Origin of the sequence: Agrobacterium sp. LAD9 (assembly GCF_003031125.1) — a bacterium.
In the GTDB taxonomy this organism is placed as follows: domain Bacteria; phylum Pseudomonadota; class Alphaproteobacteria; order Rhizobiales; family Rhizobiaceae; genus Agrobacterium; species Agrobacterium radiobacter.
Map to the genome: position 1 here is coordinate 432,791 of NZ_PHGS01000025.1, position 19,575 is coordinate 452,365.

Consider the following 19,575-nt stretch of genomic DNA (forward strand, 5'->3'; position numbering starts at 1 on the left):
ATTCTCCTTTACGGAAGAGCAGTATCGAACGGCTAGCGGGGGCGGGCAACCTTTTTGGGGGCGGGCAACAGCCCTTCGCGCTGCATTTTTTTCTTCGCCAGCTTGCGGTGGCGGCGCACGGCCTCTGCTTCTTCGCGGACGCGCTTTTCCGAGGGCTTTTCATAGGACTGCCGGGCCCGCATCTCGCGGAAAATGCCCTCACGCTGCATTCTCTTTTTCAGAACGCGAAGGGCCTGCTCTATATTATTGTCTCGAACGAGTACCTGCACGAATATCTCCTTTATGCAGCCGCAGCTGCTATTTTCTGATTTTAATCCTGTCCGGATTGATCCAGCTCGATCCCGTTTCGCGCGCCGATGGACTTTCGCTGTTGCGCGACGGCGATGGCGCCGAGGTGGGCGCACTTATTTCATCGAGTGCGATGTTGCGCTCGAAATTTTCATGCTGGAAACGCACCCTGTAGCGAACAGTTCCCTGCGCTTCGGGCAGGATCGATACGACCCTGCCAGGACCGTCGGGCTGGTTGTTGCCCAGCACGCCTGGCTTCAAGAATATGGCATCGCCGCATCGGTAGGGATTTTTACGCATGAGGACCTCCATGGCCCAAAAACAAAAGGCCGGGCTTTGACCCGACCTCTCACAATCACTTAAACCTGCAGCCAGTACATCCGTGGTCTGCGGGGTCAAATGACGAATATCAAGCTGCCTGAAGGTTGTCAGCCGAGCTCTTGCCGGACCGACGGTCCTGGACGATCTCGTAGCTGATCTTCTGGCCGTCGTTCAGCGAACGCATGCCAGCGCGCTCAACAGCGGAAATGTGAACGAAAACGTCCGTGCCGCCGTTGTCAGGCTGAATGAAGCCGAAGCCCTTGGTGGCGTTGAACCACTTTACAGTACCAGTGTTCATAACGATTTCCTTTCGTAGAATCGTTGTGGTTCCCGCGATACCTTGCGGGATAAGATCGATTATTTGAGAGGAAATCCGACGGGGAACAGTCTGTTCCAGAACGACGTCACAAGCAATGGTCGATATCCAAAATATAGGCTCAATTTTTGATTTTGCAATGGGCGGAGAACAAAAAAGCACCGGCGAGCCACTGCCCAGCGGGTAAGTATCTGGTTCAGGACACTATTTCCCGATCGCCGCAGAGTCCTTCGGGCTTGGCGCGGCCCTCCGTCCCGTGCGCATCAACCCGCGCCGGGAGACACGTCTTTCTCACGGTCATCCGGCAGGCTGCCCGCGCCCGGCGTCTTGTCATAGTCGGTGAGGGAGGGTTTGGCATGCGGGCCGGCGGGGGGAATGTCGTTCGGGCTGGAAGGCCCTTTTTCAACGGTTTTCGATTTCTTTTTCTTCGTCATATCGCGTCCTCCTTCTTGCAGGGAAAACGCCGGAGAAAAGGTACTGGTTCCGCCTCCACGCCGCGCGGGCGCGTTTTTCCGCCATCAGCGGCGGGAACGCGGTTTTTTCTCTTCCCGGTTCATATCTCGCCCCACCCATTTGAAGAATACGACGAGGCTGACGCCGATGATGATGAGCGGAACGAAGGATTCAAAACTGGACATGACTCACTCTTTCTTCCCCCGGCGATCATTTTATCGGCAGGGAAGAAGCGCGTAATCTGCGGAATATCGTCCGTTCTTTTTTGGTAATTGCCGTCTGCGGCCCATCTGTCGACGAGGCCGCAGGCTGTCGCGGCTAAACTGGCAGCGATTTCACCGCCGCTGTGCCGCCCTCACGGGCGCTTTTCAGCGCGGCCACGCCTGTCAGAACGGACATGGCGCCGGCGCGCGAACCCGCCCGCTGCCGCAGCCGGTCGTTCGAGCCCGGCTTGAAGATCATGTCGCGCATGCGGTTGTCGCCGCCATAGTGGCCGCCCGGCTCATGCGGCACCCATATGCGTTCAACACCGCCGCCGAAGCTTTTCACCAGCAGGATTTCGTCCGCCGGCGGCTCCGTCCAGGGCTGCTTTTCATATTGGCGCATTTCGATACGGCCTTTATGGCCGTTGAAAGCAATATGGTGGCCCTCGATCGGCATATAGGTGTTGAGCGAATAGGAGACCTGCACGCCGCTGGCATAGCGGATCGAGGCGCTCATGGTGTCGGGAATGTCGATTTCCTCGCGGAAGACGCAGGCATCGCGCATATAGCCGTCCACCGCCGAAGGGTCCTCATAGAGTGCATCGAGGAAAGGATCGGCGCTGAGGTCCATGAAATAATCGCACTCGCTTTTGTGTGGACAGGTGCGACAGCGTGTTCCCCGGAACGGGCCGTTCTTGCCATAATGCAGCAACTGTCCGAACCCCTTTACCTCCACGGGATCGGAATCGAGATACCAGTTCAGAAGATCGAAATGGTGCGTGGCCTTGTGCACGAACAGGCTACCGGAATGTTCGGTGAAGGCGTGCCAGCGGCGGAAATAATCCGCGCCGTGCTGGTTATCGAGATACCAGTGAAAATCGACCGAGGTGACGGTGCCGATTGCACCCTCATCGATCAGCTCCTTGATGCGTGCGGCGGTGGGAGAAAAACGATAGTTGAAGGAGACATCCACACGGCGGCCGCTTTTCGCCTCCGCGGCGCGAATACGGTCAATCTTTTCCGGGGTGGTGGTCATGGGCTTTTCGCTGATGACATCGGCCCCGCCTTCCAGCGCGCGGATGATGATGTCGTCGTGAGTATCGTCAGGCGTGCAGACGATGACGAGTTCCGGGCGCTGCTCTTCCATCATCCAGTCGAAATCGTCGTAAAGCGGCGCGCTCGATCCCATCATGGCGCGGGCGCGTTCGGCGCGCATCAGGTTCAGGTCGCAAATGCCGACCAGTTCGACATAGTCGCTCCAGCCGGCCAGCAATTCGCGGCCCCACATGGTGGTGCCGCGATTGCCGGTGCCGACCAGCGCATAGCGTTTGCGTTTCACCTTTTCAGGCATTTGCTCTCTCCCGGATATATCAACAAACAGTCTTGAAACGCTCCACCACGGTGGCGAGGACCTCGTCCACCGGCCGCGCCTGCCAGCGATGCGAAAAGATTTCCACTTCCTGCGGGCCGTGGAAGCCGGCTGCCTCGATCATGGCGCGAAATGCCTTAAGGTCAATCACGCCGTCGCCCATCATGCCGCGATCATTGAGCGGATCGGTGGTAGGCACCAGCCAGTCGCAGATGTGATGCGCCAGAATTTGCTCGTTCCTTCCCGCACGCGCCACTTGCTCCTCCAGTTCAGGGTCCCACCAGACGTGGTAGACATCGATGGCGACGCCTGTTCCCGAACCCAACCTGTCGCAGAGATCGAGCGACTGTTTCAGCGTGTTGAAGCAGGCGCGGTCAGCGGCATAAAAGGGATGCAGCGGTTCGATGGCGAGCGGGACGCCGGCGGCGCGGGCATAGGGGAGCAGTTCGGCCATGCCGTCCTCCACCATCTGCCGCGCACCTTTCAGATCACGCGAGCCGGCGGGCAGGCCGCCCACGACAAGCACAAGGCAATCGGCTTTCATTGCGGCGGCTTCATCGACGGCGCGTTTATTGTCCTCAATGGCGATGCGGCGGCCTTCGGCATCGTGGGCGGGGAAAAAGCCGCCACGGCAATGGCCGCTGAGACGCAGCCCGTTCCGTTCGACGATGCGGGCGGCTTCGGCAAGCCCGACACCGTGCACCTGCTCGCGCCAGGGCGAGATGGCGGTGATGCCGTGCGCAAGGCAGGCATCGACAATAGCGCCGAAATCGCCACCCTGTCGCACGGTGGCGAAATTGATGGAAAGGCCTTCAAGGCTCATGTCGGTATCTCCCCTCGTTCTGTTTCAGCTGATACCCCGGACGGCGAGAAACGCCTTCATGCGCTGCGTCGCCAGATCCGGCTCTGCAAGCACATTGGCCTTGTCCGCCAGCCGGAAAAGCTCGGCGAAATGCTGCGTGGAGCGGGTGCTTTCCTGGCCGCCAACCATGGTGAAATGGTCCTGTAACCCGTTGAGGTAGGCGAGAAACACTACACCGGTCTTGTAGAAGCGGGTCGGGGCCTTGAAGATATGGCGCGAAAGCGCCACCGTCGGCTCCAGAATGTCGAAGAATTCATTGTCCGCGCCACGCTTCAGGCTGGCCAGCGCTTTGGAGGCGGCCGGCGCAATGGCGTCGAAAATGCCGAGCAGCGCATCCGAATGGCCCTGTTCGTCGCCGGCGATCAGTTCGGCATAGTTGAAATCGTCGCCGGTATACATGCGCACGCCAGCTGGCAGGCGACGGCGCATGACGATTTCCTTTTCCTTGGAAAGAAGCGAAATCTTGATGCCGTCGATCTTGTCGGCATTCTCCTCGATCATGGCAAGGCAGGTTTCCATGGCCGTCATATGGTCGCCCGAACCCCAATAGCCCTCCAGCGCCGGGTCGAACATTTCGCCCAGCCAGTGGATCACCACTTTTCCTTCCACACGGGAGAGAACCCTGGCATAAGCCCTCAGATAATCATCCGGCGAGCGGGCGGCAGCGGCCAGCGCACGGCTGGCCATCAGGATCACACGACCGCCTTCTCCCTGAACAAAATCAAGCTGTTCGAGGTAAGAGTCGACAATCTTGTTGAGGTCGTAACCACTGCCATTGAGATGGTCGGTGCCCACCCCGCAGGCAATCAGCGCATCCTTGCGGCTGGCGGCTTCCTTCAGCGAACGGGAGATGAGTTCCTGCGCCTGTGGCCACGCCAGCCCCATGCCGCGCTGCGCCGTATCCATCGCCTCGGCGACACCGAGACCGAGGTCCCACAGGCGGTGACGGAAGCGCAGCGTGGCGTCCCAGTCGATGGCGGGGGTAAGCCACGGATCATTATCGGCAAGCGGATCGGCCACCACATGGGCGGCGGCGAAAGCGACGCGGTTGAAATCCGCAGCACTTCGTTTTTCAACGGCGACCGGCGTGCCTGAGAGTTTGTAGACCTCGATGCTGCGGTCGTCTTTCGGAAGCTTGAGCTCGCTCACATCAGCCTCCTCAGGAAAGGGCGGGAACGTCGAGCCAGCGGCGTTCCTTCCACGATCTCAGCCCAAGTTCGGCAAGCTGCACGCCCTTCACGCCTTCCATGAGGCCATAGGGCCAAGGATCATTGTCGACGAGGTGGCGCACGAACATTTCCCACTGCGCCTTGAAGCCGTTGTCGTAGACAACATTGTCCGGCACTTCCTGCCAGGTCTTATAGAAATCGATGGTCTGCGGCTGGTCCGGGTTCCACACCGGCTTCGGCGTATTGGTGCGGTGCTGGGTAAAGCATTTGGTCAGGCCCGCCACCGCCGAACCATGGGTGCCGTCCACCTGGAAGGTGACGAGGTCGTCGCGGCGTACCCGCACCGCCCATGAGGAGTTGATATGGGCAATGGCGCCGCCTTCCAGCTCGAAGGTCGCATAAGCGGCATCGTCCGCATCTGCCTTATAGGCGCGGCCCTGCTCATCGAAACGTTCAGGGATATGGGTGGCGCCGAGGCAGCTTACGGACTTCACCGGCCCGAACAGATTGTCGAGCACATAACGCCAGTGGCACAGCATATCGAGAATGATGCCGCCGCCATCTTTCAGACGGTAATTCCAGGAGGGCCGCTGCGCCGGCTGCCAGTCGCCTTCAAAAACCCAGTAGCCGAATTCGCCGCGCACCGAGAGGATTTTGCCGAAAAAGCCGCTGTCGCGCAGCATGGCGAGCTTGCGCAGGCCGGGCAGGAACAGCTTGTCCTGCACCACTCCATGTTTGATGCCAGCGCTTTCGGCGAGCCGGGCAATGGCCAATGCCTCTTCCATCGTGTCGGAAATCGGTTTTTCGCAATAGACATTCTTGCCGGCCTTGATGGCCTTCTCCAGCAGGCTGCCGCGCATCTGCGTCGTGCCGGCATCGAAGAACAGTGTGTCATCGGGGTTTGCGAGTGCAGCGTCGATGTCGGTCGTCCAGCGCGCGACATTGTGCTTTTTGGCGATTTCTTCGATCTTTGCGCCGTTGCGGCCGACCAGAATGGGGTCGAGCATGACCCTTTCACCGTTCTTCAAAAGCACGCCGCCCTGATCGCGAATGGCGAGAACGGAGCGCACGAGATGCTGGTTGTAACCCATACGGCCGGTGATGCCGTGCATGATGACGCCGATACGTTTCATGAATTTCCTCCCAAGGCGGCCTTCTCCCGAAAAACCGCTTCCGTCAAACATGGCAATTTGTAACCATTTGGTTATTTGTGGTCGTGAAGGATGCGATCTGTCAAGGTGTTTTCGACAGGAAAAATTCGTCTTGTGCGAACTGTCTCGTTTACGTATCGCCACCGCGCCGCAAAAGAAAACGACGCGCTTCGCGGATGCGAATGGCGCGTCGTCGCTGTTGTTAAAGAGGAATTCGGTTCGTCCGACTCAGACCGGCCGCACTGCAGCAAGCAGGGTATCGACGATATGCTGGCCCCAGCGTTCCAGCTCGGCAGGGTCGGTGAGATCGCGCTGGAAGATCGTCGACAGCGTGAAACGGTTCGACAGGTAAAAGGCGCCGAGCGAGGCGATCGTCAGATAGACGTCGATCGGATCGAGGCCATCACGAAATTCGCCCACGTCGCTGCCCCGCCGCAGCACGTCCTCGAGTTCCGAAATAAAATTCGAATGCATCGCCGCAATTGTCGGAGATTGCCTGAGATAGCGGGCTTTATTGAGGTTTTCCGTGGCGAGGATGCTCAGGAATTCGGGATGGTCGAGGAAGTAGTGCCAGGTGAAAAGCGCAAGCTCCCGCAAGCCCTCCGACGGGGCCTTGCGGGTCAGGTCAAGCCGTCTTTCGGTATGGCGGATATGGCGATAGGCGTCTTCCAGAACGGCGAGATAAAGCGCATCCTTGTCGCCGAAATAATGGTAGATCATCCGCTTGTTGGTGCCGGCGCGCCGGGCGACAACATCGATTCGCGCCCCTGCCAGCCCCTTGGCGGCCACCTCACGGCGGGCGGCTTCGAGAATGGCGGCGCGCGTTCTTTCCGGGTTTCGCACCTGTGCCGTCGCGCGTTTGCGCTTGGGGGACGGTGTGTTCTCCGCGGCCGGATCGAGCGGCTGGTTTTTTGTCGTTTCTTCCATTTCAGCACCCGCTTGACAATGTTTGCGATCAGTGTTCCCATGTAACCAATTAGTTATAAAACGGCAAGTGTCGTTTACGTTCATCATCAATTGGCAGTCAATAGGGAGGAGTTGCCAATGCCCGTGATGCTTCAGAGGAGAGGTGTGCTTTCAGCAGGGCTTGCGGCCCTGTCGCTTGCAACATTGGGAGGGGGTTCGGCGCAGGCTCAGGCCGCGCGCCTTCGCATGTTGTGGTGGGGTTCGCAGGAGCGCGCCGATCGCACCAACAAGGCGATAGCAGCCTATAAGCAGGTCAAGCCGGATCTCGACATTGCCGGTGAATTCGCGGGCTGGAGCGATTACTGGCCGCGCCTTGCAACGCAGGTTGCCGGCCGCAATGCGCCTGACCTGATCCAGATGGATTATCGCTACATCTTCGAATATGGCCGCCGCGGCGCGCTTGCTCCGCTCGATGACTATATCGGCAAGGGCCTGAAGATCGAAGATTTCGGCAAGATGAACATCGATTCCGGCCGGGTCGATGGGAAGCTCTACGGCATCAATCTCGGGGTCAATTCCAGCGCCGTCTTCTTCGATAAGGCAGCCTGGGAAAAATCAGGCGCAACGCCGCCGGCGATCGGCCAGACCTGGGAAGAGTTTGCCGAAAACGCCGCCAAGCTCAGCAAGAACAAGCCGAAGCCCGGTTATTACGCGACGGCCGACGCTAGCGGCGTGGAGCCGAGCTTTGAAAACTGGCTGCGCCAGAACGGCAAGTCGCTCTACACGCAGGATGGCGGCATCGGCTTTGATCCGACCGATGCGACCAAGTGGTTCACCCTGTGGGCGGATCTGCGCAAGAGCGGCGCCTGTGTGCCCGCCGATGTGCAGGCGCTTGACCAGCTCAACATCGAAACGAACCCGCTGACGACGGGCAAGGCGGCAACCGCATTTGCCCATTCCAACCAGTTCGTCGGTTATCAGAAGCTCAACAAGTCCAAGCTTGCCATAAGCTCCTATCCGAAGAGCACGAAGGATGGCCCTTCCGGCCATTACCTCAAACCTTCCATGCTTATCAGTGTCGCAAACGGCAGTGCCGGCATCGAACAGGCGGTCGGCTTCATCAATTTCCTCGTTGCGGAACCACAGGGTATCGACATTCTCGGCGTCGAGCGCGGCGTTCCGGCATCGGAATCCATGCGCAACCAGCTGAGCAGCAAGCTCGACGAGGTCAGCAAGATCATGGTGGACTATATCGCCGAGATTACCCCCGGCGTCGGCGATCTGCCGCCGGCACCGCCTCCGGGCGCGGGCGAATTCGCCTTTGTCCTCAAACGCACGGCGGAGGAAGTCGGTTTCGGCAAGATCACGCCGGAAGAGGGCGGTGACCGCCTCGTCAAGGAATCCGAAACCGTTATCAAACGGAAGTGATGGTTTATGGCCTTTCGATCTGAAACTCTTGTAGAGGAGAGCCGTGGCGCGGCTCTCCCGAAACGGGGCGGTGTGAAGCGGATTTTCGACCGCAACGTTCACGCCTATCTGTTTCTCCTGCCCTGGCTGATTGGCTTCTTCGGCCTCACCCTCGGCCCCGCGCTCGCGTCGCTTTATCTGTCGTTCACCAATTACGACCTGTTGCAGTCGCCGGACTGGGTGGGGGCGGCCAATTATGTGCGCATCGCTACCGCCGACCCCAAATTCGCCGCCGCCATGCAGGTCACCTTTACCTACGTGCTGCTGTCGGTGCCGCTGAAGCTGATCTTCGCGCTTCTGGTGGCGCTCGCCTTCAATCGCGGCATCAAGGGCCTGACGCTTTATCGGGCGATCTTCTATCTGCCGTCGCTGCTCGGTTCCAGCGTCGCTATTGCCGTGCTCTGGCGCCAGCTTTTCGCCTCTGATGGTCTCGTCAACATGATCCTGTGGCAGGCTTTCGGTTATGAAGGGCCGAGCTGGATTTCCAATCCGGATTACTCGATCTACACGCTGGTCATCCTGTCCGTCTGGCAGTTCGGTTCTCCGATGATCATCTTCCTCGCGGGTCTGAGACAAATCCCGCAGGATATGTACGAGGCCGCCGAAATCGACGGTGCGAGCAAGGTGCGGCAATTCTTCCGCATTACGCTGCCGCTTTTGACGCCTGTCATCTTCTTTAACGCGGTCATCCAGACGATCGACGCCTTCAAGGCCTTCACCCCCGCCTTCATCATTTCCGAAGGCACCGGCGGGCCGATCAACTCGACGCTGTTTTATACACTTTATCTCTACCAGGAAGCCTTCGGTTTCTTCCGCATGGGTTATGCCTCGGCGCTTGCCTGGATTTTGGTGATCATCATCTCGCTGTTCACGGCCTTCTCGTTCCTCAGCGCGAAATACTGGGTGCACTACGATGACTGATGCTGTTACCGCCCCCCGGCCGGGACAAGGCCCGCAACGTTCACCGCTGAAATCGGTGATGCTCCACACGGCTCTGATCATCGCGTCCTTCGCGATGCTCTATCCGATCCTGTGGATGATATCAGGTTCCTTCCGGCCGCAGGACGAGCTTTTCGGCTCTTCCTCGCTCATTCCCTCGGCAGTCGATTTCGGCGGTTATATTCGCGGCTGGACGGGGCTGCAGGTGAGCTTCGGGCAGTTCTTCTGGAACTCCTTCTTCATCTCGATACTCGCCACCATCGGTAATGTCGTCGGCTGCTCGCTTGCCGCCTTCGCTTTCGCCCGCCTCCGCTTCGGCGGGCGCAATTTCTGGTTCGCGCTTATGCTCGGCACGCTTATGCTGCCCTATCACGTCGTGCTCATCCCGCAATATATCCTGTTTCTGGAAATGGGCTGGGTGAACACCTCGCTGCCGCTGATCGTGCCGAAATATCTGGCGACGGACGCCTTCTTCATTTTCCTGATGGTGCAGTTCTTCCGTGGCATCCCGCGTGAGCTGGATGAGGCGGCTGTCATGGACGGTTGCTCACCCTTCCGCATCTACTGGAAGATCATGCTGCCTTTGTCGCTGCCGGTGCTGGCCACCGCCGCCATCTTTTCCTTCATCTGGACCTGGGACGATTTCTTCGGGCCGCTGATCTATCTGAACGACATCAACACCTACACCGTGCAGCTCGGTCTCAGATCCTTCGTGGATTCCACCGGCAGCTCGGACTGGACCTCGCTTTTCGCCATGTCCAACCTGTCACTGGTGCCGGTCTTCCTGTTCTTCCTGTTCTTCCAGAGGCTGCTCATCGAAGGCATCGCCACCACGGGCATGAAACGCTGAACGGAACCGAGATCGGGAACGCATTTTAAGACAATCAACACTGTCGCTGCCGCGCTGAATGCGGCGCGGCAGTCGGGAGAAACAGCATGGCAAGCAGCATTACTCTGGAAAAAATCGTCAAGCGGTTCGGCGCCTTTCCGGTCGTTCACGGCATCGACCTCAAGATCGAGCCGGGTGAGTTCACCGTCTTCGTCGGCCCCTCGGGCTGCGGCAAGTCCACGCTTCTGCGCATGATCGCCGGTCTGGAGGAAATCTCGGAAGGTGATCTTCGTATCGACGGCGAAAGGGTCAACGAAACAGCCGCCTCCAAGCGCGGCATCGCCATGGTCTTCCAGTCCTATGCGCTCTATCCGCATATGAGCGTCTACAAGAACCTCGCCTTCGGTCTCGAAACGGCAGGCTACAAGAAACCGGAAGTCGAGGCGCGGGTGCAGAAGGCCGCCGATATCCTGCAGATCGGCCCGCTGTTGCAGCGCAAGCCGAAGGCGCTTTCGGGCGGTCAGCGCCAGCGTGTGGCCATCGGCCGCGCCATCGTGCGCGAGCCGAAAATCTTCCTCTTCGACGAGCCTTTGTCCAACCTCGATGCCGAACTGCGCGTGCAGATGCGCGTCGAAATCGCCAAGCTGCACCAGACGCTGGGCAGTACCATGATCTATGTGACGCATGACCAGGTGGAGGCCATGACCATGGCCGACAAGATCGTGGTGCTGCGTGACGGCCGCATCATGCAGGTCGGCCGACCGCTCGATCTCTACAATAATCCGGCCAATCAGTTCGTGGCCGGCTTCATCGGTTCGCCGAAGATGAATTTCCTCTCCGCAAAAGTGGCTGCAGGGGACAGTTCCAACCGCACCATCGAGGTGGCCGGCCAGCGCATCGTGCTGGAAACGCCGGTGGCGGCGCAACAGGGCGAACCGCTTACCTTCGGCGTGCGTCCCGAACATGTGAATCCGCAGGCGCAATCCTCGCTCGGCGAAGCTTCTATCCAACTCGTGGAACATCTCGGCGGTTCGACGGTGGTTTACACCAGCACCCCCGACGGCCAGCCCGCCACCGTGCTGCTGGACGGCCAGCGCCAAATCCGCATCGGCGAGACAATTCCCTTTGCCTTTGATCTTTCGAAGACGCATCTGTTCGGGGCGGATGGGCGGCGGATATAGCCCGTTGCCCGTCGTGGTTTTGTTAACCGGGCGACGTGCTCTTAGGCGGCGTGTTTGGGGCGTCCGGGACGGCGTGGCCGGAAATGCGCATGCATCAGAAGCGGGTCACGTTGGGTGACCCGCAGCAGCATCTTTACCGCGTGGCTTACAGGCGTGCCTGCACGATAGTTGTTCCACGTCCGTAAAGTGACGCCGAGAAAATCCGCCGCCTCATTATTGGAAAGGCCGATTTCCTCCTGCCATTTGCGCAAATCCTCCACATCGAAGTCCCGCTGGTCCTCTGCGATCTGGTAGAGGTGATAGGCATCGATCGCCAAGTCGTCTCCGTCCCATTCCACACTCGCACCATAGTCGGCGACTGTCGCGGTCTTCCAGATATCTGCCGAATAGAGTGGATTGAGCAACTCTCCTCCGGTCGCTATCCATCCGGTCAGATCGGCGGTTGATCGGCTTCCATCGGCCCAGTCGATGGTAAGCGTTCCAGGTGGATTGGGAAGAATGGCTTTGATGCGTGGTGTCATGACTTTGTTCCCTTTCCTACAATGGGAAAGCGCGGGTTCGTCCGATTCCATTCATCGACAATCAGGTTCCCATTGGCTCTCGCCCATGCCAAAGCTTCGGCTTCAGACCTGCGAGATAGCTTGCCGCGCAGGATTTCCAGAGTTTCGATGTCGACAAGAGCATCAGCATCCGGTGTTATGATGTGAAAGTGCGGCGGCAAATGATCGTTCGCATAGACGCGTATGATGATGTTCCCGATTTGAATTAATTTGCCCATGCAGCCCCCACGGCATCAATAAAACATAGTGCATAAATTTCACTATGTGAAGGGTGGGAGTGGAGCATATTTCTGGCCAGGCAGAAGGCGGGCTCTATGTTCTATAAAGAATGTCTCTGAGAATCATGGCATCTTCTGCGAACTGATCGATATCGTCACCTTTGACAAATTCCAGCATTGCGAAAGTCGGTTTTGTCCAAGCGCTTTCCGGCAGCGCATCAATGCAGGCCCGCCAGTAGTCCGTGCGCTCGGCAAGCGGCAGGCGGCTGGCGTCGGCAAGCCAGGCGAAGACGTGAAGATGGCAGATGCGCGAGCCGAGTGCGGATATTTCCGCAAGTGCATCGTCCAGCGGCAGGCCGGGTGCGGGTTGCCAGTAGAAGAAAAGGTTGGGTGCGGCCAAATCCTGCGCCAGTTGCAGGGCCGAGGGCAGGGTGTCGGTCAGCGAATTGGGGTGATATTCGAGGCCGATCGTCATGCCATAGTCTTCCGCCCGGCGGGCGATTGACGCCAGCGCCTCCGTTGCCGCGCGGCGTTCCGAGGGCGAATAATCCGTGGAGGGGCGTTTGCGCTGGCCCGGCCAGATGCGGATATGGCCGGTGCCGAGCGCCTTTGCTGTTTCCAGCACGGCGGTCATGTCCTCGGGCGAAAAATCGGGTGCGAAAATGTAGGAGCCGTAGGAAGAGACGACGAGGCCCGCTTTCGCCGTCCGCGCCGCCACATCCCTTGCATTGGCAAGGTCGCCTGACGGCACATGGATATCCGCCCCCCATTCGATTGCCCTGATGCCATTTGCGGCGGCAAGGTCGATGACGGCCTGCACCGACAGGGAGCGGAAGGTGACGGAGCAGAGGCCCGGCTCAAACATTCTCATGCGATCAGTTCCAGATGTTCCGGCCGCACCTGCTGTTGCAATGGCGCTGCGCGGCAGAAGCGTTCGATTTCGGCAATCGCCATGTCGCCGAGCCTTGCACGTTCAAGGCCGGTGGCACCGGCGATATGCGGCGTCAGAAAGACGTTCGGCAAGCTGTAAAAGGGTGACTCCGGTGGCGGCACTTCCGGGTCGGTGACGTCGATGACGGCTTCGATGCGTCCGGTTTTCAGTTCGGCCAGAAGCGCGTCTTCATCCACCAGTGCGCCGCGCGCCGTGTTGATCAGGGTTGCGCCGTCCTTCATGCGGGCAAGCGCTGCCGCGCCGATCATATGCCGTGTCTGCGGCAGGGAGGGCGCATGCAGGGAGATGACATCACTCACCGCCATCAGTTCCTCGAGCGAGACAAGACGCACACCGAGCTTTTCCGCCTCCGCGACGCTCAGGAGCGGATCGAAAAGGATGAGGTTGAGATCGAACGGTTTCAACAGATTGATGACGCGGCGTCCGATGCGCGATGCGCCGACGATGCCGACCGTCAGGCCGAGATTGCCGATGGCCTGCGCCTGCAATCGCTCGACAGGCGCGCGGTCGCGATGCTCCAGATAAAGACGTCGGAAGCCGAAAGTGCGCTTGCCGGCCAGCAGGATCATTGCCAGCGAAAATTCGGCCACCGGCTGCGCATTCGCCTCCGCCGCGCTGCACACGGTAATGCCACGATCGAACACCGCTTGCGACAGGAAATATTTGACCGTGCCGGCGGCATGGGAAATCAGCCTGAGACGCGGCATCAGCGCCAGTTCCCGCGCGCCGATATCCGGACAGCCCCAGCCGGTCAGAAGAATATCCGTCCGCGCCAGCTGCTCCTTTACTGAAGCGGCGTGGAAATCGCAGATTCGCCCTGTGTCGAGAATCTCGACGCTCTGTGACAGCCTTTCGAACGCCTGCGGTGTCAGCACATGCTGGGTTCGCTCCGGGTCCATGGCGAGGCTGAGACGCGGAAGCGGGCTCGTCATTGCGGCTCTCCCGTGGCCGCCATGCTGCTGACCGGAACACCCTGTTCCGCAAACAGGCGGTCGAGCGCCCCCATATCCGGAAGTGCCGGAACCATCGCCAGCGCTTTTTCGCTTTCTGGCCCGGCCACCCCGGCAAAGACCGCGCAGGCAAGCAGGGTTTCGCCTGCCGGAATCTCGCCCCGCAATTGCGGCACCGTGGTCTTGGCGTTGATGAGATTGGTGTTGGGCAGCGCCTTCAGCGCCACGCCGTGACGGGTCATGCTGGAGCCGAGATCGATGATGGCGGATATGTCGGTGCCGCAATCGGCTGTCGCCCGGCCGGTCTCTTCGCTCACGGCATCACGGTCGCCGTCGTTGCGGTTGATGGCGAAGCCGCCTTCGGTCACCGAAAGGGGGCGGGTCGACGTGATCCGGTGCAGCCTGACATGCCAGTCACCGGCCGCAACCAGCGTGGTTTCAACGTCGACATCGGGGAACGGCTTCCATGTCGCCCGCAGGCTTTCTCCCGCCAGCAGAACCTTTTCGTTGGTCTCGCGCACGCGGTAATGCAGGCCGTCTTCGGAAAAGGCCAGCATATTGTCGAAACCATTGGTGCGGAAGCCGCGCTCATCCACTTCCACGCCGAAACCATAACGCGAGGAATAGGCGAATTTGGCATATTTTTCCGGCCCGCCACGCATGGAAAGGTTTTCCTGGCCGCTGGAAAGCGCCGTGACATTGCCGGCGGCCCGCATCATCACCATGCCGGGATGCGCGAGCGGCTTTGGGTTTGCGGATGTTTCAGGCCGCTTTTCCTCCACCAGCCAGAAGGGGTGGCTTTCCGGCAGGGCCAGCGGCAGAAAGGCCTTAAAGGCCCAATAGGGCGAACCCGTCGAATTATAGCTCTCAGACATGGTGAGCTGCGGATAGGCGTAACCGATGGAGAGCACGCCGTCGCGGTCGGCAATCGGCTTTTTCGCCCACCAGCGCAGATGCTGCAGATAAAGCCCCTTGATCTCGCCCCAGGGCAATGCCTCCTCCTCGGCAAAGGCCAGACCTGCCCAGAAGCCGCCGCAGGCGAAACGATAGGTCATGGAGCGCCCGAAGGCGAGTGTGCCGCCATCCTCATCGAACCAGCTGGCGAAATCGCCGGCGAAGAGGCGAGCGCGCTCGCGGTAGCGTTCGGCATAGGCATCATCAGGCTTGCTGAGCTTCGCGTAGATCAGGCCGTAAAAATGCATCGCGAAGGCGATGTAGTGATCGATGCGGCGGTAGTTGCCATCGCGATACCAGCCGTCAGCGATATAAAATTCGTCCAGTTCCTTCTGGAATGTCTCGGTCCGGCTGCGGTCGAAATCGATGCCGAGATGATCAAGGGCCATATCGACCATCACCCGGAAAAACTTCCAGTTATTATCGGCGTAATTGCGCTCGCGCGCCGTCAGCAGATAACGGCGCACATTTTCTTTCTGCACGTCGGACAGCGGTTCCCACAGGTGTTGAGGCGCAAGCCGCAGCGCAAACCCGATCGCGGCAAGCTCCACCAACCGCTGGTCCTTCTGGCGCACGTCGCCCCAGTATTCGGGATGGGAGGGATCGGTGCCGTTGGCTATTCCCTGCGCCAGAAGCGGCCAATGGTCGAAATGATCGCCGCTGAGCGCAAGCGGGGCGATGCCCCAGAGCGGCCGGGCGAAACCTTCCAGATCCGCCGCCGCCCGGTCGAAATGCGCGGCGGCCCCGCTGAGCGTCACTCTTGCGCCGCCCTGCGAAAAATAGGGAAGAAGCGGCGCGAAACTGTCATCCAGCGCCCGCCGGACATCGGCGCGGGTTTTGAGCGGATTACCATGCAGCGGATTAAATCTGGCCATATTGAGCCTGGTCATGGTGTCATGCATCGCGTGTCGCCTTTCCCGTCTTTTTCGCCTTGCCGGCCGTCTGTCCTTCCACCAGCTGCACGCCAAGCTGCACCTGGCGGGCATTGGCGGAAGGTTCCGTCAGCCGGCGGCGCATCAGTTCCACCGCCTCGCGCGCGATTTCGCGACGGTCGACCCGGATTGTGCTGAGACGGGGCGTGGAGAGTTCGGCAAAGGGCAGGTCGTCGAAGCCGATGATGGAAAGATCATCCGGCACGCCGAGCCCAAGCTCCTGCGCCGCCCCAAGCGCACCCAGCGCAATCGCGTCATTCATGCAGAAAATGCCGGTGAGTTCAGGGTTTTTGGCCAATAGCTGACGAACCGCATCGCCTGCCTGTCCGAAACCGCTATCCGCCGTCGAAAGCAGAAACTCCTCATAGGTCGCGCCCTCTTCCTCGAGGATCGTATGGCGAAAGCCGCGCATACGCTCCCTTATGGTGTGGCGATGATGCGGGCCGATATAGGCGACCTTGCGATGGCCGAGTTCCAGAAGCCGCCGCGCCGCCAGCGCACCGCCGTAAAAATTGGAAGGCGAGACGCAATCCAGCATCATCGAGGGATCGGCGCTGTTGACCAGAACCGGTTGCAGCACACCCTGCGTGATGCGGTGGATGATTTCGTCCTCGGGATCGAGACCGATGGCGAGAAGACCGTCCACCTCGCAGACCCGCTGGGTCAGGGCGTCGTCGATCTGCTTCTGGTGCAGAAGCCTGATATCGAGTTCGAAGCCATCCGTCTGGGCAAGGCTGCGCAGCATGTCGAAAATATCGTGATAAAAAGCGCCGATATCGCCGGTCGCCCTTTCGGCGGACATGAGCGCAAGGATTTTCTTGCCCTCCAGCGGCACGCCCCCGGTCTGGGTCGTGACTGGTCGCAATGGATAACCAAGCTCCGCCGCCACCCCCAGAACCTTGGTCTGGATGGATGCGCTGATACCCTTTTCCCCTGCGAGAACCCGCGAAACGGTGCTGATGGAAACGCCGGCGCGCTGGGCGATATCCGACTGGCGCGGGCGGCTGATGTCGGGCGTATCGTTCATATCGTCTCCTGCGCTTGCAAAAAAATCTATTATGATGCAAATATTGCAAACTAAGAAAATTTGCAAGAATTTAAGTAGTCAGTGAAAAATTTGCAAAACGCGGGAGGAGCAGATGCAAACTATCGACAGACGTGGATTTTTGGTGACGGCGGCGCTGGCCGGTCTCGGCGTGGCGGCGGGCGGTTTTCGCGCGGCTGCGGCCGAAACCCGGCTTCGCTGCGTATGGTGGGGATCTGCCGACCGCAGCAAGCGCACCAATGACGTGATCGCCCTTTACCAGAAGGCGAATCCGCAGACGGAGATCAGCGGTGAAATGATCGCCGGTTCCGATTACTGGACCAAGCTCGCGACATCGATGGCGGGACGGAACGTCGCCGACATCTTCCAGCTCGAACCTTCCACCATTGCCGATTATTCCGGCCGTGGCGCCTGCATGGAGCTGGACCAGTTCGTCGGCAAATCGCTTGATCTTTCCACCTTCGGCAAAAGCGAGGTCGATCTCTGCCGTATCGATGGCAAGCTTTACGGCATCGGCCTCGGGCTGAATTCCTTCTGCATGATGTATGACGCAGATACGCTGAAGGAAGCCGGCGTTTCCGTGCCGCAGGATCAGATCACCTGGAAGGCGCTGGCGGAACTGGCGCGTGATTTCAAGAAGAACGGCCCGGCAAAACGAAACTATTGGGCTGTGCCCTATGGTGCGCGTTATCATTATGTTTTCGATGTCTGGCTGCGCCAGCGCGGCAAGCTTCTGTTTCAGGACGGCACCATCGGCTTCAACAAGGAAGATGCGAAGGAATGGTTCGCCTATTGGGAGGACCTGCGCGAGAACAAACTCTGCGTTTCCGCCGATATCCAGACGCGTGACGACAATACCATCGAATCCAACGCCCTGACGCTTGGCAATTCGGCCATTGGTTTTGCCTATTCCAACCAGCTGGTCGGTTATCAGAAGCTCAATAAACAGACGCTGTCCATCGGTATGCTGCCGGGTGAGGGGGCGGGCAAGCCGACCGGGCACTATTACCGGCCGGGCCTTATCTGGTCCATTTCGTCCACCTCGACCAATGCGGAGGCGGCGGCGAAATTCATCAACTTCTTCGTCAATGATCTCGAGGCGGGCAAGGTGCTCGGCGTCGAGCGTGGCGTGCCGCCGGCCAAGGTCGTGCGGGAAGCATTGTTGCCGAGCCTCAACGAGACCGAGCGCAAGACGGTGGATTATATCGAAAGCCTGTCGGGCAAGCTCGATTCCTATCCGGAACCCGCCCCGATCGGCGCCAACGAGTTTGACCGTGGCGTGATGCGTCCCATCGCCGATTCGCTTGCCTTCGGCCGCGCCAGCGTGGATGAAGCGGCGCAAAACCTCGTCGACACCGGCACGCGGACCCTGCGCAAGCGCGGCTGACGACGAAACGGGCGCCGCCACACGGAATCGAAGCCGTGTGGCGGTGCTTTTTATGGCATGCCTAGGGTGAATGGCGCTTCCCGCCTTTGAAAATTGTCTGTCCGACAAACAGTGCTGGACAAGTGCATGGCATTTAAGCCAGAAATTCTGATCTGGATCGATAAATCTGAAGATTAGAAAATGGCGCCCAATTTCCTTCTCGTTGATGCTGAAAAAGAGTTTGATGTCCTGAAAGCGGCGGCGTCGCTGATCCGCGTGCAGATATTGAAGCTGCTGCACGAGGCGAGCGGCCTCAATGTCAACGAAATTGCGCAGAGGCTGGATTTGCCGCAGTCCACAGTTTCCGCCGGCGTGGCCGTTCTCGAGGAGGCGGGGCTGCTGCGAACCGAGACGCGCAAGGCGCGCAAGGGCAACCAGAAAATCTGCTTTGCCACCTGTGATGAACTCATCGTTTCCTTCCGCAAACCCGAGGCGCCGGCGGCATCAAATTACATCGCGGTCGCCATGCCGCTCGGCCTTTATACCCAGAGTTCGGTCACTGCGCCCTGCGGTATCTGCTCGCCGGAGGGCATTATCGGCCTTCTTGATGTGCCCGATACTTTCATGGATCCAGACCGGATGAAGACGGCGCTGCTGTGGTTGACATCGGGTTTTGTGGAGTATCAATTCCCCAATAATGCCAAGATTCAAGGGCGTAGCGTCGAGGAAATAGAGTTTTCGATGGAGGTCAGTTCCGAGGTGCCGGGAACGCACAGTGACTGGCCGTCCGATATCACGCTGTCCGTCAACGGCAGGGAAATCGGTGTGTGGACCTCGCCCGGCGACTTCGGCGACAAGCGGGGCGTATTTACGCCAGACTGGTGGAAACTCTCCGGTTCCCAATACGGCATGCTCAAGACCTGGCGCATCACCGCGCAGGGAACCTATGTCGACGGAACCCGGATTTCGGATGTGACGCTGGCGGATATCGATCTGGCCAGCCACCGCTCCATCCGGTTGCGCATCGAGGTCAAGGCTGATGCAAAACATCCGGGCGGGCTGAATATCTTTGGCCGCGGCTTCGGAAATTACGATCAGGACATCGTCCTGCGCCTGCGCACCGCTGACTGATCCAGCCAATTTT

General features: G+C 59.5%; 21 protein-coding genes. 6 read left to right on the forward strand and 15 right to left on the reverse strand.

Annotated features, from left to right (window positions below; genetic code table 11):
• Positions 1 to 32: 32 nt before the first annotated feature.
• The 9 genes from rpsU to DA915_RS23490 all read right to left on the reverse strand — a co-directional run bounded on the left by rpsU (position 33) and on the right by DA915_RS23490 (position 7,059).
• A complete protein-coding gene (rpsU, locus tag DA915_RS23455; protein WP_020810479.1) occupies positions 33 to 269 on the reverse strand; it encodes a 30S ribosomal protein S21 in 237 nt (78 codons plus the stop codon).
• A 28-nt stretch (positions 270 to 297) separates the two neighbouring features.
• Entirely contained in the window at positions 298 to 588 is a 291-nt protein-coding gene (locus DA915_RS23460) for a hypothetical protein (RefSeq protein ID WP_003508143.1), read from the reverse strand.
• A 109-nt stretch (positions 589 to 697) separates the two neighbouring features.
• Positions 698 to 907 carry a cold-shock protein gene (locus DA915_RS23465; protein ID WP_003508146.1) on the reverse strand — a complete coding sequence of 70 codons (210 nt, stop codon included), beginning with the start codon at positions 905 to 907 and terminating at the stop codon, positions 698 to 700.
• 281 nt (positions 908 to 1,188) lie between these two features.
• Entirely contained in the window at positions 1,189 to 1,359 is a 171-nt protein-coding gene (locus tag DA915_RS29030; protein WP_003508147.1) for a hypothetical protein, read from the reverse strand.
• Between the two features lie 337 nt (positions 1,360 to 1,696).
• The gene (locus DA915_RS23470; protein ID WP_107677455.1) at positions 1,697 to 2,932 is read right to left on the reverse strand and encodes a Gfo/Idh/MocA family protein; all 1,236 of its coding nucleotides are present in this window, start codon (positions 2,930 to 2,932) and stop codon (positions 1,697 to 1,699) included.
• A gap of 19 nt (positions 2,933 to 2,951) precedes the next feature.
• On the reverse strand, positions 2,952 to 3,773 hold the full coding sequence (locus DA915_RS23475) for a sugar phosphate isomerase/epimerase (protein ID WP_107677456.1): 822 nt from the start codon (positions 3,771 to 3,773) through the stop codon (positions 2,952 to 2,954).
• A 24-nt stretch (positions 3,774 to 3,797) separates the two neighbouring features.
• On the reverse strand, positions 3,798 to 4,961 hold the full coding sequence (locus tag DA915_RS23480; protein WP_107677457.1) for a dihydrodipicolinate synthase family protein: 1,164 nt from the start codon (positions 4,959 to 4,961) through the stop codon (positions 3,798 to 3,800).
• A 10-nt stretch (positions 4,962 to 4,971) separates the two neighbouring features.
• Complete coding sequence (locus DA915_RS23485; protein ID WP_162687302.1) at positions 4,972 to 6,114, reverse strand: Gfo/Idh/MocA family protein; 1,143 nt, start codon at positions 6,112 to 6,114, stop codon at positions 4,972 to 4,974.
• 246 nt (positions 6,115 to 6,360) lie between these two features.
• Complete coding sequence (locus DA915_RS23490; protein WP_107677458.1) at positions 6,361 to 7,059, reverse strand: TetR/AcrR family transcriptional regulator; 699 nt, start codon at positions 7,057 to 7,059, stop codon at positions 6,361 to 6,363.
• Between the two features lie 117 nt (positions 7,060 to 7,176).
• Here DA915_RS23490 and DA915_RS23495 point away from each other — a divergent pair, with 117 nt between their 5' ends.
• The 4 genes from DA915_RS23495 (at position 7,177) to DA915_RS23510 (ending at position 11,454) form a co-directional block, all read left to right on the forward strand.
• Positions 7,177 to 8,466, forward strand: coding sequence for an ABC transporter substrate-binding protein (locus DA915_RS23495; RefSeq protein ID WP_035213205.1), 1,290 nt, complete (start codon positions 7,177 to 7,179; stop codon positions 8,464 to 8,466).
• A gap of 6 nt (positions 8,467 to 8,472) precedes the next feature.
• Positions 8,473 to 9,426 carry a carbohydrate ABC transporter permease gene (locus DA915_RS23500; RefSeq protein WP_003508157.1) on the forward strand — a complete coding sequence of 318 codons (954 nt, stop codon included), beginning with the start codon at positions 8,473 to 8,475 and terminating at the stop codon, positions 9,424 to 9,426.
• Complete coding sequence (locus DA915_RS23505; protein ID WP_020810285.1) at positions 9,419 to 10,294, forward strand: carbohydrate ABC transporter permease; 876 nt, start codon at positions 9,419 to 9,421, stop codon at positions 10,292 to 10,294. Before DA915_RS23500 ends, DA915_RS23505 begins: the two co-directional genes overlap by 8 nt.
• An 86-nt stretch (positions 10,295 to 10,380) precedes the next feature.
• A complete protein-coding gene (locus tag DA915_RS23510; protein WP_107677459.1) occupies positions 10,381 to 11,454 on the forward strand; it encodes an ABC transporter ATP-binding protein in 1,074 nt (357 codons plus the stop codon).
• 41 nt (positions 11,455 to 11,495) lie between these two features.
• On the opposite strand, the gene DA915_RS23515 is transcribed toward DA915_RS23510, so the two are convergent.
• From DA915_RS23515 to DA915_RS23540, 6 genes are all read right to left on the reverse strand, one after another.
• Positions 11,496 to 11,975 carry a DNA-binding transcriptional regulator gene (locus DA915_RS23515; RefSeq protein WP_020810286.1) on the reverse strand — a complete coding sequence of 160 codons (480 nt, stop codon included), beginning with the start codon at positions 11,973 to 11,975 and terminating at the stop codon, positions 11,496 to 11,498.
• Positions 11,972 to 12,232 (reverse strand): DUF4160 domain-containing protein, encoded by a 261-nt coding sequence (locus tag DA915_RS23520; protein WP_107677460.1) that lies wholly within the window; start codon positions 12,230 to 12,232, stop codon positions 11,972 to 11,974. Before DA915_RS23520 ends, DA915_RS23515 begins: the two co-directional genes overlap by 4 nt.
• Positions 12,233 to 12,326: 94 nt before the next feature.
• A complete protein-coding gene (locus DA915_RS23525; RefSeq protein WP_107677461.1) occupies positions 12,327 to 13,103 on the reverse strand; it encodes a sugar phosphate isomerase/epimerase in 777 nt (258 codons plus the stop codon).
• Entirely contained in the window at positions 13,100 to 14,116 is a 1,017-nt protein-coding gene (locus DA915_RS23530; protein WP_107677462.1) for a hydroxyacid dehydrogenase, read from the reverse strand. Before DA915_RS23530 ends, DA915_RS23525 begins: the two co-directional genes overlap by 4 nt.
• On the reverse strand, positions 14,113 to 15,990 hold the full coding sequence (locus DA915_RS23535; protein ID WP_107677463.1) for a DUF2264 domain-containing protein: 1,878 nt from the start codon (positions 15,988 to 15,990) through the stop codon (positions 14,113 to 14,115). Before DA915_RS23535 ends, DA915_RS23530 begins: the two co-directional genes overlap by 4 nt.
• Complete coding sequence (locus DA915_RS23540; RefSeq protein ID WP_003508175.1) at positions 15,983 to 17,047, reverse strand: LacI family DNA-binding transcriptional regulator; 1,065 nt, start codon at positions 17,045 to 17,047, stop codon at positions 15,983 to 15,985. The genes DA915_RS23535 and DA915_RS23540 overlap by 8 nt, the downstream gene beginning before the upstream one ends.
• Positions 17,048 to 17,159: 112 nt before the next feature.
• On the opposite strand from DA915_RS23540, the gene DA915_RS23545 reads away from it, so the two are divergent.
• Complete coding sequence (locus tag DA915_RS23545) at positions 17,160 to 18,452, forward strand: ABC transporter substrate-binding protein (protein WP_003508176.1); 1,293 nt, start codon at positions 17,160 to 17,162, stop codon at positions 18,450 to 18,452.
• Positions 18,453 to 18,632: 180 nt separating this feature from the next.
• Positions 18,633 to 19,562, forward strand: a complete 930-nt coding sequence (locus tag DA915_RS23550; protein WP_020812829.1) for a transcriptional regulator — start codon at positions 18,633 to 18,635, stop codon at positions 19,560 to 19,562.
• Positions 19,563 to 19,575 lie beyond the last annotated feature (13 nt).

Coding starts and splice junctions, on each gene's coding strand:
- DA915_RS23520 (WP_107677460.1), bottom strand. CDS start 12,232: ATGGGCAAATTAATTCAAATCGGGAACATCATCATACGCGTCTATGCG.
- DA915_RS23495 (WP_035213205.1), top strand. CDS start 7,177: ATGCCCGTGATGCTTCAGAGGAGAGGTGTGCTTTCAGCAGGGCTTGCG.
- DA915_RS23500 (WP_003508157.1), top strand. CDS start 8,473: ATGGCCTTTCGATCTGAAACTCTTGTAGAGGAGAGCCGTGGCGCGGCT.
- DA915_RS23490 (WP_107677458.1), bottom strand. CDS start 7,059: ATGGAAGAAACGACAAAAAACCAGCCGCTCGATCCGGCCGCGGAGAAC.
- DA915_RS29030 (WP_003508147.1), bottom strand. CDS start 1,359: ATGACGAAGAAAAAGAAATCGAAAACCGTTGAAAAAGGGCCTTCCAGC.
- DA915_RS23510 (WP_107677459.1), top strand. CDS start 10,381: ATGGCAAGCAGCATTACTCTGGAAAAAATCGTCAAGCGGTTCGGCGCC.
- DA915_RS23550 (WP_020812829.1), top strand. CDS start 18,633: ATGGCGCCCAATTTCCTTCTCGTTGATGCTGAAAAAGAGTTTGATGTC.
- DA915_RS23470 (WP_107677455.1), bottom strand. CDS start 2,932: ATGCCTGAAAAGGTGAAACGCAAACGCTATGCGCTGGTCGGCACCGGC.
- DA915_RS23465 (WP_003508146.1), bottom strand. CDS start 907: ATGAACACTGGTACTGTAAAGTGGTTCAACGCCACCAAGGGCTTCGGC.
- DA915_RS23525 (WP_107677461.1), bottom strand. CDS start 13,103: ATGAGAATGTTTGAGCCGGGCCTCTGCTCCGTCACCTTCCGCTCCCTG.
- DA915_RS23460 (WP_003508143.1), bottom strand. CDS start 588: ATGCGTAAAAATCCCTACCGATGCGGCGATGCCATATTCTTGAAGCCA.
- DA915_RS23475 (WP_107677456.1), bottom strand. CDS start 3,773: ATGAGCCTTGAAGGCCTTTCCATCAATTTCGCCACCGTGCGACAGGGT.
- DA915_RS23530 (WP_107677462.1), bottom strand. CDS start 14,116: ATGACGAGCCCGCTTCCGCGTCTCAGCCTCGCCATGGACCCGGAGCGA.
- DA915_RS23505 (WP_020810285.1), top strand. CDS start 9,419: ATGACTGATGCTGTTACCGCCCCCCGGCCGGGACAAGGCCCGCAACGT.
- DA915_RS23515 (WP_020810286.1), bottom strand. CDS start 11,975: ATGACACCACGCATCAAAGCCATTCTTCCCAATCCACCTGGAACGCTT.
- DA915_RS23535 (WP_107677463.1), bottom strand. CDS start 15,990: ATGCATGACACCATGACCAGGCTCAATATGGCCAGATTTAATCCGCTG.
- DA915_RS23540 (WP_003508175.1), bottom strand. CDS start 17,047: ATGAACGATACGCCCGACATCAGCCGCCCGCGCCAGTCGGATATCGCC.
- DA915_RS23545 (WP_003508176.1), top strand. CDS start 17,160: ATGCAAACTATCGACAGACGTGGATTTTTGGTGACGGCGGCGCTGGCC.
- DA915_RS23485 (WP_162687302.1), bottom strand. CDS start 6,114: ATGAAACGTATCGGCGTCATCATGCACGGCATCACCGGCCGTATGGGT.